The organism is Rathayibacter sp. AY2B3 (genome assembly GCF_002931755.1).
In the GTDB taxonomy this organism is placed as follows: domain Bacteria; phylum Actinomycetota; class Actinomycetes; order Actinomycetales; family Microbacteriaceae; genus Rathayibacter.
The window spans coordinates 1-14,721 of record NZ_PSUG01000033.1; the positions used below are offsets into that span (position 1 = coordinate 1).

The following is a 14,721-nucleotide window of genomic DNA, read 5'->3' on the forward strand; positions in this document are numbered from 1 at the left end:
AACCGACGCAGCGCCGGTTGTGAGTTGCAGCTGGGAGTAGTGCGTCCACACGGTTCCATCGAAGACGACTGGCATAACAGCCATCCTCCTCGACGTTCCAAGCGTCGCGTCCCATATGGGGATCGGTCAACGGTTCACCGGCGCTGGCGGTGCGCGCCGATCCAGAAAAGCAGCACTCCGACGATCGCCGCGACGACTCCGAGTGCCATCGTTCACCGGTGTGGATCCGACCCGGGTGGCCCAGTGCGCTCCTGCCGTTCACTCACTGGTCCGAGAGTGATGTTGTGCAGACACTGTCGCTCAAGACTTCCGCCGTGATCGCGGGCGCCATCACTCTCCTCGCCCTTGTCGCGGGCGTCTTCCTCGACGGATTCACGTTCGCATGCAACGAGTCCCTTCCGCCTCAGTGCACGGGGTTCTACGTCGCGTGGCCGGCTTTGTGCTCTGTCGCCCTCGCGACCCTCGTACTCCTGATCGTAGCGATGCGCCTCAGCACGCGCTCCCACGCTCGAGGGAGGTCGCTGCTGCTCGCCTTGGGCGTAGTCGGCGCCGTCACAAGCTGGGTTCTGGCTCTGCGTACCGCCGTGATCGTCGGTTGAGCAGCACACGGCACGGTTGCACGATCATGTGTTCCGTAGGTGAATCGTCCACCGGAGCGAGCGGGGGTGCGACAGTGGCCTTCGCTTCGACCGCGCGGACCTATCTCAGGTTCTCCTTCGAGTCCTATGGTGAGCCCATGACGCGACTTACGAAGTCAGGCCCGTTCGTTGGATGGACAGTCGCATCGCTTGGCGCTGCTGCTGTCGCCGCGTTCTTGGTGCACTGGAGCTCGTGCTTCAGTGGCCTAGATGAGGGCTGCTACAGCGCCACGCAGTCGGACTTCACGTGGATCACCACGACGATCCTCTGGACCGTCGTTTTCCCGCTCGTGATACTCGGCGCGTTCGTCCTCTCACCCGGACGACCCGTCACGCTGATCGGTGTGGGGCTCCTCATGGTCATCAACCCGCTCACCGACCCCGGAGCGTTCTTCCTCCCGTGGGATGTCGCGGACACCTTGCCCTTCACTGGAGTCCCTACGTCGCTGGCTGCTGTCACTGCGGGTCTCCTCCTCACCAGGTCCTCACTCCGAGCCCGCCAGCCAGATCACGGCCGAGTCGCGCGACCGGCACCCGCTGGCATCGTCCACTGACGCTTCGATCTGCCTAACGGCGTCCCTTAAGGGGATCGCGGGGGACCTGCGGAAGGATCAGCTCGTGTTGCCAGATGCCGAGCTAGCCGCAGCGCTCGAGGCGGTCGGGATGCGGCGGCGTTTTCCGGCGCCGGAGTACGGCTACCGGATTGACGATGTGCGGCTGGTCGCGGGTCTGCTCGACCTGCGGCTTGTTCAGGTCAGCGGTCAGACGGCTCGGATCAGGATCGCGTTGCCGTCGTCGGGAAGTGACCAGCCCTGGATCTACGCCGCCCCGCGAGACGCTGCGGACTGGACCTCGCAGCTGCTCGTGTGGATCGATGAAGAAGTGGAGACCGGTGGGCTCTCTGATGGACGACTCCGAGTTGAGGAGGCCGGCGTGACCTACGTGGTTGTCGCGCCCTACGGCTGGCGGAGGGCCAGCGAGGCAGAGCACGAGCGGCTGCTTGGCGTGACTCACCCGTAGTAGGCGTACTTCCGCGACTCGGAGGGGCGGATCAATCCCGGTGATCCGACCGTCCCGTGAGGGGATCGTCCAGCGGGACCATCCGAGGAGCTGTAGATGTCAGCGGGTGTGAGCGTCCGCGGCCGCAGTGGTATGGAAGAGACGGCGTGCGCTCAGGGTGAAGGCTCCGACGTAGAGGAGGAGGGCGAGCGCGATGGTTGCGATCAGGTTCGCCGGTCCGCTTCCAGCTTCGCCCGAGAGGAGGGCCGCGATCCCGGCGTCCAGCTGGAGGAGCCCACCTGTGGCGTATCCGATCAACGGCACCACCATCAGGCAGAGGGCGACGACCGCCGCGACCAGGCCGACGAGCGGTGCGATCGCGCGTTGCGAGACTCGGTGGCCGCGCTTCAGGAGCCGAGCGACAGCGAATGTGGCCAGCCCGATGAGCACACCTTCGATCAGGGCGGACGGAATGAGGTAGACCGCGAAGAACGCGACTGTTCCTGGGGGATTTTCCCCAATCCCGTCCTGCGCGAGCTGCTGGGTAGTCAGCACATACAGCTCGACCAGGTGGAGAGCGGTGAGGATCACCGTCGTGACGACGGCGACTGCGACGAAGGGGAGTGGCGCCCAATGGCGCAGTACTGACACTCGGCCAGTCTGGCTCAACCCTGCACCCCTGATGGCGTGACACGGAGTCGGGGAGAGAGTCGGCGTACCGGCCGTCCCGTAAGGGAATCGGTCAGCGCTTCACTTGGATTCGGCTGAGTAGGTGCGTGCCGCCCAGCTTGGCCAGTAACTCTCGGCGGCGTCTAGGTCGATGCCGCGAAGACGGATGAGGCAGACGTCCTGGTCGCTGCGGGTAACTACCCAGAGGCTATGGGGCCGGCCGTGAGCTCGCTTCGGGATCCAGGCCAGCACCTCGTCGAGGTCGGTTTCTGAGAGCTCCCACTCTTGGTTCGACGTGCCGTCTTCGGACCAGAAGTGGACGCGGTACGTCGGATCGTCGACCTGCAAGGTTTGGTCGCGCGGATCGTGCAGCTCTGCTTTCATGCGCCCACTGTAACTATCGGGGTGCTCGAGGCCGTCCCGTATGGGGATCCTAAACCGGTCACCTATAGCGGCGTTTCTCGCGGCGTCGTTGCGCTCCTCAGCGCGTGTGTTCTCGCGGCACTGTGCGACTGGGCTACTCCGCGTCGTCGCTAGCAGTGTCGCCCCGGCCGCTTGCAAGAGGTCTGTAGCTGGGCAGAGGGGTGGAGCTCGCATCGAACCCCTCAGGGCGATCGTCTCCGTGATCCGCGGTCTCGCGGTCGGCTTCCATGCGCTGCCGCCGTGCCTGCTCCTCGGCCACGGCAAAATCGATGAGCCTCTTCGATCCGTACATACGACCACCTCATTCCTCGGAGTGGCGAGCGTATCGACCTCGGCTGGGGAAGGCGTCATCCCGGTACACACGACCGCTGCCCGCGGTTCCCGCCGCAGCCGACGTCGCCCGTGCCCCAGGTCGCTTACCGGCATTCGCTGCAGCGTGTTCCGTATGGGGATCGGTGACCGGTACACGCAGACGCGACATCGAGCGCCGCGAAAATCCGCGGTGCTGAGTGTCCCGTTAGACCCGTCCGGTGATTTGTTCGGTTGGGGGGTGTCAAACGGGATACTGGTCCAATGGCTGAGCTGATCGGATACGCCCGCGTCTCGACGGACAAGCAGGACGCGCAGGCGCAGCGTGACGCGCTGCTCGCGGCCGGTGTGCCGGCGGAGCGGATCTACGTCGACGCCGGCCTCACCGGCAGCAACCGCGAGCGGCCCGCGCTGCGCGAGGCCCTGGCCGCGTGCGACGCTGGCTCGACTCTGTTCGTGACGAAGCTCGACCGCCTCGCCCGTTCGATCACCGATGCGCGCGACATCGTGGACGAGCTCACGCGCAGGGGAGTGCGCCTGAACATCGGCGGGTCGCTGCACGACCCGAACGACCCGATCGGGCGGCTGCTGTTCAACGTGCTGGCGATGATCGCGGAGTTCGAGGGCGACCTGATCCGCGCGCGCACGAAGGAGGGCATGCGGGTCGCCAAGGCGAAGGGCCGGCTGCGCGGCCGCGCGCCGAAGCTCTCCCCGAAGATCGAGGCGCACCTGGTCGCGGAGTACCGCTCCGGGAACTACACCGTCGCGGAGCTGTCGGAGCAGTTCGGTGTGACGCGCTCGACGGTCTACCGAGCAGTCGAGCGGGCGACCGTCTCGGAGTTCCGCGCGGTGGACGTCACGCTCCCGCTTCCCGCAGCGGAGTAGCCCTCAGCCGCGAGTGACCAAATGGGCATCTAAAGCGGCGTGTCGCGTCGCGCTAATCACAGCCACAGCTCTACGTTAATCACATGGCTACGACGCGGCGTCCCCGAGGAACGATGGTGGAACCCACCAACGTTGCCTGGACCGTCGAGAAGCAGGCGCGCGATCGCTTCAACGACATGGCGTCGCACGCCAACGTGTCGTCGGCGGTGTTCTTCGAGCGCCTGGTCGAGCACGTGCAAAGCGAGTTGACCGACGAGGGTGTTCCCTCGTGGTGGCCGTCGCAGCCGACCCTTCTTTCCGATGAGGAGCTGCCCATCGACACCCGTTAACGCATTAGGCCCGTCGCTCTCGCGACGGGCCTAGAAGCCTTGGCTTCCCACCTCGCACAGTTTGGCGACTCAGAGGTGTGAAGCAGTCCCACCCAAGAACCGGTTACCAGCCGGGCCTTCGGTGTACCCGCCGGAACGTACCCGGAAGGAATGACCACATCGTAACAGCGGAGTTCGTCTCCGTGCACTCCCGACCCACCCTTTTTTCAGGGGAGCGGTCGGTCGAGCTTGCATCCGAGACGTCACAGGCGGCCGCGTCGCGGCCGAACAAATCGCGGTCGGGCTCGTGGAGCCCCGAGCCGGCACCGGGCGCCTACGCGCCGCTGCCGTGCTGGACGTCCGGTAGCGCGTGGTTCGACGCCGTGTTGGACGCCCTGGCAACGCCCGAGGGCGAAGCCGTGCGAGCGGCTGTGAAGGTCGCACCGCACACGCTGCTGCTGGTCGCTCAGGAGGACATGCGCTCGGCCGACGTCGGTACGGGACGCGGCGTCACGACAGCGCACCAGACGGTCGCGGATCGCCTGGGCATGTGCAAGAGGACCGTGCAGCGCGCCCGAGAGATCCTGCTGCTGTTGGGCCTCGCCGCAGTCGTCATCGAGGGCCGTTACCTGTGCGGAGGTGAGCGCGTTGCCGCGCAGCTCGCGCACGGTGGCCGCCAGCTCCGCATGGCTTCCACGCGCGCGCTCGTGATGCCCCGTGCGGCTGCCCTACGCGCCGCGTGCGCGGCGCCGGCTCCGGTTCCGTCCCGCGTCTCGCAGGGCGGCCGGATCACCCGATCTGTGGAGAATGTCCACCTACCCCGTAGGCGCCACGTTCCTCCTACAGCTCCAGTTAAGAAGATCCCACCAACGCGCGGTGGACCGCGCTTGGAAGCCGCTTCGCGGCAGCCCAAACGAGGAAGTAACACACGGCGCAGCTCGATCGGTCGGCCGGCGGTTCCGAGACCCATTGAACTTCAACGCTTCGCCGCTGCGCTGGCTCAGCGCATCCCTTGGCTTGCTCGCGGTGTGCACGTCGGTCACGTGGTTGGGATGCTCGAGCGGTCAGGGATCGACGTCTCCGAGTGGAGCGTCGAGGGGCTGATGTGCGCTATCACTGCCTGGCTGACGCGGGACGGTCGCCGCGTGCCGGACACGTTCACCAGTCGCAACGCTCTCGGGTTCTACGGCTGGGCGATCCGCCAGGTCATCACCGAGCACTCGCGGTTCGACCAGGCTCGTCGTGACGCTGCGGCGGAGCGGGCCGCTGACCAGCAGCGACGCGCCGCCGAGCGAGCCGCAGAGGCTGCACGGCTGGCGAACATCGACCAGGACGAAGTGGATCGGGTGATCGCTCAGATGAAGCGCGATCAGCACGAGTACGAGCGGGCAGCTCGGGAGCGCGAGGCGGCACGCAAGCGCGCCGCCGCCGAGGCTCGCGAGGAACTTGCGATCCGTACCGCGGAGCTACGATCACGGGGCTGAGCACGCACCGAGGCCATCCATCCGATAAGCGGCGCGATGCCGGAGATGGGCAGCCGTCAGGAGTGCCCCGCAGGGGCATCCCGAAGGGACGCGGAGCGCTCTTGACGGGTGATCAGCGTAGGCAAGAGTGAAGCGTCGGATGGACGGCCGGACCGCAGCCGGCGCGATCAGCCCGGGAACGAAGAAGCCCCCGCGAGCTGTGCTCGAGCGGGGGGCTCCGACGCGAGCGAGGGGGTCGCTGCGTCACGGTCGACGTTACGTGTTCCGTCCTACCGCGGTGGGGGCTTGCGGGACCGACGAAGGCGATCGTCCGGTCGCTCAGGCTGCGTCGTCAGTCGATTCCGTAGCGCTGTTTTCCGTCGAGTCGCCGGGAGCGCTGTCGCTCCCCGGTGAGCGACGCGAACGAGGTGCACGGCCGCGGGACTGGTCGGGCCGCGGCACTCCGGCTGCGCGGAGTTCCTTCTCGGACCACCCGGTAGCGAGCGCATCGGCCCACGCCCTCGTGTGCCGACTTTGCGCGTCAGTGAGAGCCGCGCGTGCAGTGTCAGTGTCGTTCGCGGCGGTGACGATCGTGCGCACCGCTGCGACTCTCTTCTCGACACTCGCTTCGAGCAGCCGGCGTGCGGCGTCGGCGGCGTCCTCTGGGTTCCTCGTGTTGTCGCTCATGGGATCAGGCTACATGCCCAAATGGGCATCCGGAAGGCGCCGCAGCGTCGCCCATCCGGAGGCTGTTCCTTCCCGCGACGGGTACCCGTTCGTGGAGCCGCTTTGCTGCACCATCGCTACGCTCGGACAGAGCGGTTTGTGGAGCAAGCTGTCCGTTTACCGCTGGTAAATGGCTTGCCGGGCTGGCGCTGCGCTGGCTCCGGGTGCACACTAGAGGTGTGGTCCCCGCCGGGTGGCGGGTTCGCTGCGCTGGCAAGGGAAGGGCGGGTGGTTCGAGTGTCGGAGTCGACTCCTCGACGGTTGTTCGCTCGGAAAAGGCGCGAGAACGCACCCGAGGGGGCACGCGAGAAGTACTACCGCGTGTACGTCACCGCCGAAGAAGATGCGGCGTTGCAGGCTCGCGCAGTTGTGGCCGGCGACATCACGGTTCCGCGACTCTTGTTCGAGTCTGCGATGAACGCGCAGGTCCGCACGGACGCCGAGTGGAAGAGCGCAGTGGCCGAGCTGATGCAGGTTCGCGCTGACCTTGGCGGCATGGCTCGTAACCTCAACCAGCTCGCGCGGTTCGCGAACACCGAGGGGCAGTTCCCCGCACAGGTCGAGGAGTTCCGAGCGCAGTTCGCGGCACTTGTCCCGCAAATCAGCGCAGCGTGCCGTGCGGTGGCCGGCAAGTGATTCCTAACGTCACCTACGGCTCGCAGATGGGCGGGCTGATGACCTATCTCGCTGGCCCCGGTCGCTCGAACGAGCACACCGAGCAGCACCTGGTCGCTGGCGACTCCGCGATCATGGCGCTGTACGGCTACGAGGTGCTGGACCGCGACGCAGCTCTCGCGATCGCACGCGATCTTGACGAGCCGGCCGAGGTGTACGGCACGAAGGTCATGCGGTCCGTGAAGCAGTTCGACCGTGCGACGGGAGAGCCGATCCTGGATCCGTCGACGGGCAAGCAGGCCGTCGTGAAGCAGGACGCGCACGTGTGGCACTGCTCGCTCTCTCTCAGTGCCGAAGAGGGCACGCTGACGGATGAGAAGTGGGGAGCGATCGCCACCGATTTCGTGCAGCGCATGGGGTTCGCCGGCGACGACATCGGGAAGGCGAACGCGCGATGGGTCGCGGTTCGTCATGGCGCGTCGAAGAACGGCAACGACCACATCCACATCGCCGTCTCCCTCGTGCGCGAGGACGGGACGAAGGCGCACATCCCCTACGACAAGCGGCTCGCTCAGAAGGTCAGCCGTGAGCTGGAACGCGATCACGGTCTGACGCAGCTGCACCCCGAGGGGCGTGAGCTCGGAGAGCGCGGGATCGTCCCCGGAGCCCGCGAGGCGGCCCGCACACGCAACGCGGTTGAGCCCGACGTGCGCCGCCTCGAGCGCAGCGTCCGCGCTGCTGCATCGTCCAGCGTCGATGAGGGCGAGTTCGTGCGTCGGATGCGTCAAGAGGGGCTGCTGGTGCGCCCGCGTTTCGCGGTGGGCCGCAACGACGTCGTGCAGGGCTACAGCGTGGCGCTGCGCCCCGAGAAGGACGAGCCCGTGCGCTGGCACGGCGGCGGGACCCTCGCGCGCGACCTGACCCTCCCGCGACTGCGCGAGGGGTGGCCGGACGAGCCGTTGAAGGCGACAGAAGCGGCCGAGGAATGGCGCGCGACGTCGAAGAACCCGTGGCGCTATCAGCCGGTGAACCCGGGCCGCGAGGTTGCCGAGCCCTCGCCCGATCTGTTCGCGAAGTACGCCGCCGACATGGACCGGTTGCACCAGTACATCAACTCCGTCGACCCGTCCGACCGGTCGACGTGGGCACACGTGGCGCGTGAGACGGCCGGCGCCTACGCCGCGTGGTCGAGGCGCATGGAACCCACCCCCGGACCGCTCGCGGACGCTGCGCGATTGCTCGCGCGGTCGGCACACCTGCGCGCCCACGAGACGCGACCGCGACCCGCAGCGATGCCCTCGAGCGCGCACACCACTGCGCTGATCCTGGCGGCCGCCGGCAAGAAGAAGAACGCGGCCGCTGAGCTGCTGCTGCTGCACCAGCTCGCCCGCATGACTCACGCGATCGCTTCGGCGCACAAGGCCGCCGGAGACGCACGTCGGATGAGCGAGCTGTCACAGACGCTCCGCGGTCAGTTGACCGCAGTGCGAGACAGCTACACGAAGCAGGACACCGCGAACAAGGCCGAGGCGTGGGAGGCCCAGCGGGCCGCTCTGCCGCCCGAGCTGCGGCAGTCGCGCGAGGCGGTCGCCGCGTCGTTCCCGACCGGGAGCCCGGTGCCGACCAAGCTCACGCCGCGCGAGCAGGAGAGCGCCGACGCGCTCCTCGCCAAGCGCGCCCGAGACGCCCGCGAGAAGCCCGGTCACGACCGCGGCGGACTCGACCGATAACCAGGCACGACAGCCATAGGGGGAGGAAGTCATGAGTGACGATGAGGTCGGCCAGGAGGTCGGTCAGAACGTTCGAGTAGCACTGACGATCGCGATGCAGATGGGCGAGAAGTTCGCCCGCCTGCGGGAGGAGTTGGCGCGCGACGCGCAGGCTCGATCGGCAGCTCAGGCGCGCGAGCTCGCTGCGCGGTTCGACGCCGAGCGGGGTGCCGCACGAGCAACGTTGCAGGTCGTGGACCGGCCGGAGTGGTGGGATCGCGCGAGCATCCAGGACGTCGCCCGAGTCGCGGAGACGGCTCAGGCGTGGAAGGGCCAGGACCCCATCGCGGAGCGTGCCGCGGCCGTCGTGCAGCGCGAGGTGATGGAGCGCTACGGCGTCGACACTGCCGTCCTGCGCGACGCCGCCACCCGCGGAAAGTCCGAGCTGGATCTGGCGAAGGAATGGGCGGCCACGTCTGCGCCGGAGCACTACCACCGCCACCACGAGGACCGTCTCACCATGCAGGTCGGGGACCGCACGGAGCCGGACACCGGCGCGCAGCGCGCCCTCATCACCGACTACCGCGCCGCTCTCGCCGGCGACGTCGCGACTGTCGAGCTGTCGGTGGCCGAGGAGTGGAAGCGGGACACGGACCCCGCCGGGTTCCAGGGATACCGCGTCCAGACGTCGATCGACTGGAACGACGCCGGCCAGGTGTCCACGCCGGACCCCGCGACCGTCGCAGCCGCTCGTGCTGCACTGGTCGAGGAGTGGAAGGACGCTGTTGCTCCCGAGCGCGCGCGTGCCGGCACCGAACTGACCGAGGCGCAGGTGCTCATCGCTGAGGCGGACCGGCTCGACCGCGCCAACGACGCCCGATCCGACGCAGCAGCTCGAGAGGTTCCCGGCGCGGCCGACGTCGACAACGGCCAGGCCGTCATGGCTGCCGAGCTGGAAGCGCGCGCCAACGACTACGACCGCGATGCCGCCGCCGGCGGCACCGAGCACGCGAGCCCGGACGAGCTGCGCGAGCTCGCAGCCGACGCCCGGGCGCAGGCGCAGCTCTACCGCGACACCGCCCCCGCCGAGCGCCAGGACGCCGCTCAGAGCGCCAACGGCACCTCAGGCGACCCCACGACCCCGGCGTCCGATCCTCGTGCGTCAGCGGCGCGCGAGGCGGGCGAGGTGGCCTACGACAGCTCGGAGCGTCGACAGGCCACCGTTCACGCGATGGAGTCCAAGGGAGTCCCGCCGCACCTGATCGAAGCGCGGATGAGCGCTGACAGCGCCCACGCGACCCCGGCCAGCTCCGCGGTGACCTCGAAGGCGGCCACGAGCACCGTCCCGTCGACGCGGCGCACCCGCGGCCGCGGCCAGGGCGCCGACCGTGGGGACCTCAGCAGGTAACCGCCACCACGCGCGAAGAAGGGGAGCACCGACTGGTGCTCCCCTTCTTCTTTGCCGTTCAGGCGTTGGTGCCCGCAGGCTCTCCGTCGGTCGTCCGCTCGGTGTAGAGCGGCGGCTGACGGTCGGGCTCGAACAGGCCCTCGACGGGACGCTCGTAGGGCAGAGGTTCCCCGACCCGGTTCTCGTCCTGCGAGTCCGCGAACGGCCCGTCTGGGGAGAGCAGAGCGGTCATGTGCGGATCGCAGTGGTTGATCCACCAGGTGCTCATCCCGGCTTTCTCGTCGGCTCTGGCGGCCTCCCACGCTCGCCACAGGGCCTCGATGCGCTGCTGCGCCTCCGCGCTCGACCACCAGGCGGCTTTCCAGCGCAGTCCGCTGCCGGAGCCACCCCGGATGACGCGGCGCCGGTAGGTGCCGATCAGCTGCTTGCGCACGAACTCATCCGCTGACCCAAAGAACGTCGTCGGCTCCTCCTCTGCGCCCTCGTAGGGTCCCGGGGTGAGGTCGTCGTCGTCCACGCCGCCGTAGATGTCGCTCATGATCCCTCCACCGGGGCGAGCGGCCGGTCAGCGACCGGCGCCGGTGCTGGTGCTGCCGGTGCAGCGCCGCCGGGCTGGTTCCGCGCGATCGATGCGTTGATACCCGCGACGAACTCCTTGGGGCCGTCGAACCACGGCACCGTGCGCAGCATCGCTGCACGGGAGCCGGAGGACATCATGATCGCTCGACCGGTCTTGCGTCCCTTCCGCGGGATCGGGAGCGTCGCCAGCTCCGCGACGTCGAGGATCTTCTCTCGCTTCAACGCGGTGGTGGTCGAGCGCACGCCCTTGTTCATGCTCGCGGAGGTCGTCTCGCGGTCGTAGGTGCCGATCAGATCGGACACCATGCCCAGGAACTCCGGCTCGGAGATTCCGCCGGCGTAGAGCTTCACGTTCGCGGCCGACCAGAGCTTCAACATGCCCTCCTTGCCGAATACCCCGATGCCCTGCGACCAGGACTGGAACACCGACATGATCGGGATGCCCCGGGAGCCGTAGTGGCTGTAGAGGTCGGGGAGGTCCCGCCAGCGGCAGACGTTCGCGGCCTCATCGAGCACGCCGAGCATCGGCGTCTGCATCCGGCCGCCGGGCGACACCGCTGCCAGCTCCTCTGCCGCCTCGACCGTCGCGGCGGTCAGGGCGAGGACGAGAGGGCCGGCGCTGCCGGCGCCCTCCTTGGACAGGCTGTAGAGCGTCCCGGTCGAGCGCACGAACGCGGCCGGATCGAACTCCGGGCGCGGGTCGTTCTCGCCCTGCCGGTTCACCCACTGCCGGGTGCCGGAGTCCTTCAAGCAGGACGCCATGCGGCGGGCTGTCGAGTAGACCGATCCGCGCTCCCTGTGCTCGAGGCGGGAGGAGCCCTGCACGCTGCGTGCCATCAGGGTCCATTCACTCGCTGCGAGGATGTCGCCGGCCGTCTCGTCGCCCGGGGTCGTCGTCCACTCGTAGACGTCGGTGATCGGGCGGCCGTCGATCGCCGCCGCCAGAAGGAAGCCCGCGAGCAGTTCGCGGCCGGAGGGCTCGAAGTGCGCATCGGTTCGTGCGCCGAGCTCGCTCGACCCCGACGCGAAGTGCTGCGCGAGCTTGGCCGCCTTGGTGTCGTCGGTGACGTAGGACAACGGATTCCACCACCAGGACGCCGGCTCGACGGCGACCCGCTGCGGATCGAACACCCAGACGTTGCCGGCCTGCGCACGCAGGTCCCGCGTCGCATAGAGCACGTCCGGCTTGTTCGACGTCGTGACGACCGCGCCCGGCGCATTGGCGATTGCCGGGATGACGAACGACGTCGACTTGCCCACACGGGGACCGGCGAGCAGCAGCGTCATGTCCTCGAACGAGGCGTAGAGCGGACGGCCGTCCGTCAGCAGCGCCCCCACAGGGACGCCGAAGGAGTCGGGCACACCGAGACGCGCCGACTTCTGCTTGGCCTCCTTGCCGCGCATCTGACGCAGCTCGTTCGGCGTCGCCATGTGGCGGGCAGCCCAGTCGAGCGGGGTGCGGTGCTTGCCGCCGCTGGACTTGATCAGCAGGAGGAACACGACCAGCACGACGAGAACGGCGCCGATGCCGCCCGCAATCCACGTCGCAGTCGCAGGCCAGACGAGGCGGCCGCGGAACACGTCGACCACGACGCTGACGAAGTTCGAGGGGTCGGTGCTCATGTCGGGGTTGACCCCGTCCGCCTGTGATCCGACGCGAATCGCGATGTACAGCCCCAGGATCACCACGAGTGCACCGCCGGCCGCGATCGCTATCCCGAACCCGCCGCCGGCCTTCCCCGGCTCTCTGCGGCGGTTGTTGGTCATGCTCATCAGTTCGTCCTCTCGGTCGTGTAGATCGGGCCGACCCACCGCGGGGTCGGGTCGTCGTCGGGTGCCTGTTGCGTGGTGCCCCAGTGCACGAGGGCAAGACCGCGTTCTACGAACTCGATCGGAAGGTCCGCGGCGTGGAACTCATGCCAGGGCGAGCTGGTGACGCAGGACCACAGGTAGCCCTCGAACGCGAGGGTCGAGGGGCAGGTCATGGCAGCGCGGGAATCATCACGGCGGCGACGGTCGCCGCGCCGGCTGCGGTGAACAGCCAGCCGGCGATCGAGAGCGCGTGTGGCCGGGTCAACGTGCGTTGCGTCCAAACGTCGGTGCCCTGCACGACGACGTGGCACAGGCTGCCGAGGCCGAAAATCACGACTCCGACGAAGCCCAGCCAGAGGTTCACGGCAGGATCTCCACCACGACCGGATCGGTCGCCAGCGGCTCGTTCGCGCGTCCGGCACGGGAGGTGGTGTGCCAGAGCTTGTTGGTGTCGTTGACGTCGAGCTCGGCGCTGGTCAGCTGCACCCGGATCGGAATACCGGGCCGGCCGCCCACCTTGATCAGGAACCGGCCGCGCCCGGGAGGCTCCGACTCATGTCCCGATACCGGGTCCCACGCGGGCGGGTCCTGCCAGCTCGTCAGCATCGCTTGTTCCGCGTTCGACATCGGCACTGCGGAGGTCAGCAGCGGCATTTCCGCGCCGGGGAGCCCGCCGCAGATCACCATGCCGGAGCGCTCCACGAAGCCCTTGGCCTTCATCTGATCCTCCTGCGAGGACAGGGCCAGCAGGTCGCTCATCGTGTGGCTGATCATCGCCAGGCCGACACCGCGGGCACGGTTCAGGCGGGTGAGCGCGTCGACGCGATCGACCATGCCCTTGCCCGCGCGCAGCGCCCGCCACAGCTCATCGAGGATCACGAAGTAGTGCCGGCGCGGTTCCAGCCCCGCTTCTGCGAGGGCGGAGGCGACGTTGACCGTTCCGAAGCCGGCGGACCAGCAGGCGAGCAGGATGCTGGCCTGCAGATCGCCTTCGGAGTCATCGATCGAGGACACGTCGTAGACGACAGGGCGATCCCGGCGCATCGGGGTGGTGGTCTGGCGGGAGAAGATTTCGCCCAGCCGGCCGCCGGTCGTGAGGCCGATGAGGGAGGCTTCGAGGTTCTCGGTGATCGCCTTGTAGCGGGCGAGGTCGCCGCGGTCGAGGGCGACCTGGCGAATCTCGTCGGGCGCTGCCTGGATCACGGCCAGAAGATCCGCGAGGACGGGGATGCCCTCGTGCGTCTCGTCCAGGTACTTCAGCGCCCGGTCGATGATCGTCTCTTCCCGGTCGCTCGGCGGCTCGGAGCGGAGGATCGTCAGCAACGCCGCGATCATCGTGTGCCGGCGGCCGTGAGCGTCCGCGAGCACCTGCGACGCGAGGCGCTGCGACTTCACCGCGTGCTTGCGCTCCTCCGCCGAGTTCTCGCCGCGAGCGTCGAGCTCGGAGGCGCGCTCGAGGGCCTGGTCGGCGTCGTCGCGGAGTCGCTGCGCGGCGACCGTCGCCTCGCCCGGGTCGAGGATGTTGAGGTAGCCGCGGCCGCGGCCGAGGGTGATGACCTGGCCGTCGAGGGCGCGGATCAGGTCCACGTAGTCGGGCTTCAAGTCACCGAGGACCAGCGGGAGGGTGCCGTATCCGGCGAGCCCGGTCGCCATGCGGCGGGTGAGCGAGGACTTCCCGAGACCCGGCTTACCGAGGACAAACATCGACGGATTCGAGATGAGCTGCGCCCGCTGGAACCAGCTGATCGGATCGCACAGCACCGACGCCCCGGTGGCGAGGTTCTTCCCCAGCGGCACGCCGATCATGGGAGTTCCGGTGCCGACCGAGAACGGGTACAGCCCGCACACCTGCACGGTCGTTGCGCGGAACTCATCGGCGGGCTGGATCGAGACGGCCTGCCCGCCGCCACGTCCCAGCCACCCCGTCGAGGTCGGGCGCATCGGCCGGATCGGCGCGACGTTCTTCTCGACCTTCTGCTTGCCGCCCTGGTGCGGGATCGCCCGCTTCTTCCGCGACCGCTTCGAGGGCTTCTCCCGCGCCAGCGGTGATGCCGCAGCGCGAGCCGCAGCAGCCTCCTCCTCCTCTTTGCGGGCTCGGCGGGAGCCGGCACGGCTGTACGTCGACGCCGACGCGGCCTCCGCCGTCGACGGAGCACCGACCGCACCCGTGGGCACGGC

15 protein-coding genes are annotated in these 14,721 nt (G+C 68.5%); 8 read left to right on the top strand and 7 right to left on the bottom strand.

The window, feature by feature from the left end:
• Window positions 1-736 precede the first annotated feature (736 nt).
• The gene (locus C5C24_RS11750) at window positions 737-1,192 is read left to right on the top strand and encodes a hypothetical protein (protein WP_146082601.1); all 456 of its coding nucleotides are present in this window, start codon (window positions 737-739) and stop codon (window positions 1,190-1,192) included.
• A gap of 64 nt (window positions 1,193-1,256) precedes the next feature.
• The gene (locus C5C24_RS11755) at window positions 1,257-1,658 is read left to right on the top strand and encodes a hypothetical protein (protein WP_104305024.1); all 402 of its coding nucleotides are present in this window, start codon (window positions 1,257-1,259) and stop codon (window positions 1,656-1,658) included.
• Window positions 1,659-1,757: 99 nt separating this feature from the next.
• Here the strand turns inward: C5C24_RS11755 and C5C24_RS11760 are convergent, their stop codons facing one another.
• Both C5C24_RS11760 and C5C24_RS11765 read right to left on the bottom strand, forming a co-directional pair.
• On the bottom strand, window positions 1,758-2,288 hold the full coding sequence (locus C5C24_RS11760; protein WP_104317398.1) for a hypothetical protein: 531 nt from the start codon (window positions 2,286-2,288) through the stop codon (window positions 1,758-1,760).
• A gap of 99 nt (window positions 2,289-2,387) precedes the next feature.
• A complete protein-coding gene (locus C5C24_RS11765; protein WP_104224256.1) occupies window positions 2,388-2,690 on the bottom strand; it encodes a hypothetical protein in 303 nt (100 codons plus the stop codon).
• Window positions 2,691-3,302: 612 nt separating this feature from the next.
• On the opposite strand from C5C24_RS11765, the gene C5C24_RS11775 reads away from it, so the two are divergent.
• The 6 genes from C5C24_RS11775 to C5C24_RS11800 all read left to right on the top strand — a co-directional run bounded on the left by C5C24_RS11775 (window position 3,303) and on the right by C5C24_RS11800 (window position 10,152).
• Window positions 3,303-3,923: a recombinase family protein gene (locus C5C24_RS11775; RefSeq protein WP_104305026.1), complete on the top strand. Its 621-nt coding sequence runs from the start codon at window positions 3,303-3,305 to the stop codon at window positions 3,921-3,923.
• Between the two features lie 113 nt (window positions 3,924-4,036).
• Complete coding sequence (locus tag C5C24_RS11780; protein ID WP_104277476.1) at window positions 4,037-4,252, top strand: hypothetical protein; 216 nt, start codon at window positions 4,037-4,039, stop codon at window positions 4,250-4,252.
• Window positions 4,253-4,614: 362 nt separating this feature from the next.
• Window positions 4,615-5,715 (top strand): hypothetical protein, encoded by a 1,101-nt coding sequence (locus C5C24_RS17675; protein WP_146082603.1) that lies wholly within the window; start codon window positions 4,615-4,617, stop codon window positions 5,713-5,715.
• 687 nt (window positions 5,716-6,402) lie between these two features.
• The gene (locus tag C5C24_RS18640) at window positions 6,403-7,056 is read left to right on the top strand and encodes a MobC family plasmid mobilization relaxosome protein (protein WP_104305028.1); all 654 of its coding nucleotides are present in this window, start codon (window positions 6,403-6,405) and stop codon (window positions 7,054-7,056) included.
• Complete coding sequence (locus tag C5C24_RS11795) at window positions 7,053-8,765, top strand: relaxase/mobilization nuclease domain-containing protein (RefSeq protein WP_146082604.1); 1,713 nt, start codon at window positions 7,053-7,055, stop codon at window positions 8,763-8,765. Before C5C24_RS18640 ends, C5C24_RS11795 begins: the two co-directional genes overlap by 4 nt.
• Before the next feature lie 31 nt (window positions 8,766-8,796).
• Window positions 8,797-10,152, top strand: coding sequence for a hypothetical protein (locus tag C5C24_RS11800; RefSeq protein ID WP_146082605.1), 1,356 nt, complete (start codon window positions 8,797-8,799; stop codon window positions 10,150-10,152).
• Between the two features lie 58 nt (window positions 10,153-10,210).
• On the opposite strand, the gene C5C24_RS11805 is transcribed toward C5C24_RS11800, so the two are convergent.
• Genes C5C24_RS11805 through C5C24_RS11825 form a run of 5 tightly spaced genes read right to left on the bottom strand, consistent with a single transcriptional unit; the run spans window position 10,211 to window position 14,484 of the window.
• A complete protein-coding gene (locus tag C5C24_RS11805; protein WP_104305031.1) occupies window positions 10,211-10,690 on the bottom strand; it encodes a DUF4913 domain-containing protein in 480 nt (159 codons plus the stop codon).
• Complete coding sequence (locus C5C24_RS11810) at window positions 10,687-12,504, bottom strand: type IV secretory system conjugative DNA transfer family protein (protein ID WP_104305032.1); 1,818 nt, start codon at window positions 12,502-12,504, stop codon at window positions 10,687-10,689. The genes C5C24_RS11805 and C5C24_RS11810 overlap by 4 nt, the downstream gene beginning before the upstream one ends.
• Window positions 12,504-12,716 carry a hypothetical protein gene (locus C5C24_RS11815; RefSeq protein ID WP_104277469.1) on the bottom strand — a complete coding sequence of 71 codons (213 nt, stop codon included), beginning with the start codon at window positions 12,714-12,716 and terminating at the stop codon, window positions 12,504-12,506. The genes C5C24_RS11810 and C5C24_RS11815 overlap by 1 nt, the downstream gene beginning before the upstream one ends.
• Window positions 12,713-12,907, bottom strand: coding sequence for a hypothetical protein (locus C5C24_RS11820; protein ID WP_104277468.1), 195 nt, complete (start codon window positions 12,905-12,907; stop codon window positions 12,713-12,715). The genes C5C24_RS11815 and C5C24_RS11820 overlap by 4 nt, the downstream gene beginning before the upstream one ends.
• On the bottom strand, window positions 12,904-14,484 hold the full coding sequence (locus tag C5C24_RS11825; RefSeq protein ID WP_243502574.1) for an ATP/GTP-binding protein: 1,581 nt from the start codon (window positions 14,482-14,484) through the stop codon (window positions 12,904-12,906). The genes C5C24_RS11820 and C5C24_RS11825 overlap by 4 nt, the downstream gene beginning before the upstream one ends.
• Window positions 14,485-14,721 lie beyond the last annotated feature (237 nt).

Excerpts from the sequence above, each read along its gene's own strand:
- C5C24_RS11750 (WP_146082601.1), top strand. The coding sequence starts at position 737 with ATGACGCGACTTACGAAGTCAGGCCCGTTCGTTGGATGGACAGTCGCA.
- C5C24_RS11765 (WP_104224256.1), bottom strand. The coding sequence starts at position 2,690 with ATGAAAGCAGAGCTGCACGATCCGCGCGACCAAACCTTGCAGGTCGAC.
- C5C24_RS11775 (WP_104305026.1), top strand. The coding sequence starts at position 3,303 with ATGGCTGAGCTGATCGGATACGCCCGCGTCTCGACGGACAAGCAGGAC.
- C5C24_RS11780 (WP_104277476.1), top strand. The coding sequence starts at position 4,037 with ATGGTGGAACCCACCAACGTTGCCTGGACCGTCGAGAAGCAGGCGCGC.
- C5C24_RS18640 (WP_104305028.1), top strand. The coding sequence starts at position 6,403 with ATGGGCATCCGGAAGGCGCCGCAGCGTCGCCCATCCGGAGGCTGTTCC.
- C5C24_RS11800 (WP_146082605.1), top strand. The coding sequence starts at position 8,797 with ATGAGTGACGATGAGGTCGGCCAGGAGGTCGGTCAGAACGTTCGAGTA.
- C5C24_RS11805 (WP_104305031.1), bottom strand. The coding sequence starts at position 10,690 with ATGAGCGACATCTACGGCGGCGTGGACGACGACGACCTCACCCCGGGA.
- C5C24_RS11810 (WP_104305032.1), bottom strand. The coding sequence starts at position 12,504 with ATGAGCATGACCAACAACCGCCGCAGAGAGCCGGGGAAGGCCGGCGGC.
- C5C24_RS11815 (WP_104277469.1), bottom strand. The coding sequence starts at position 12,716 with ATGACCTGCCCCTCGACCCTCGCGTTCGAGGGCTACCTGTGGTCCTGC.
- C5C24_RS11825 (WP_243502574.1), bottom strand. The coding sequence starts at position 14,484 with ATGCGCCCGACCTCGACGGGGTGGCTGGGACGTGGCGGCGGGCAGGCC.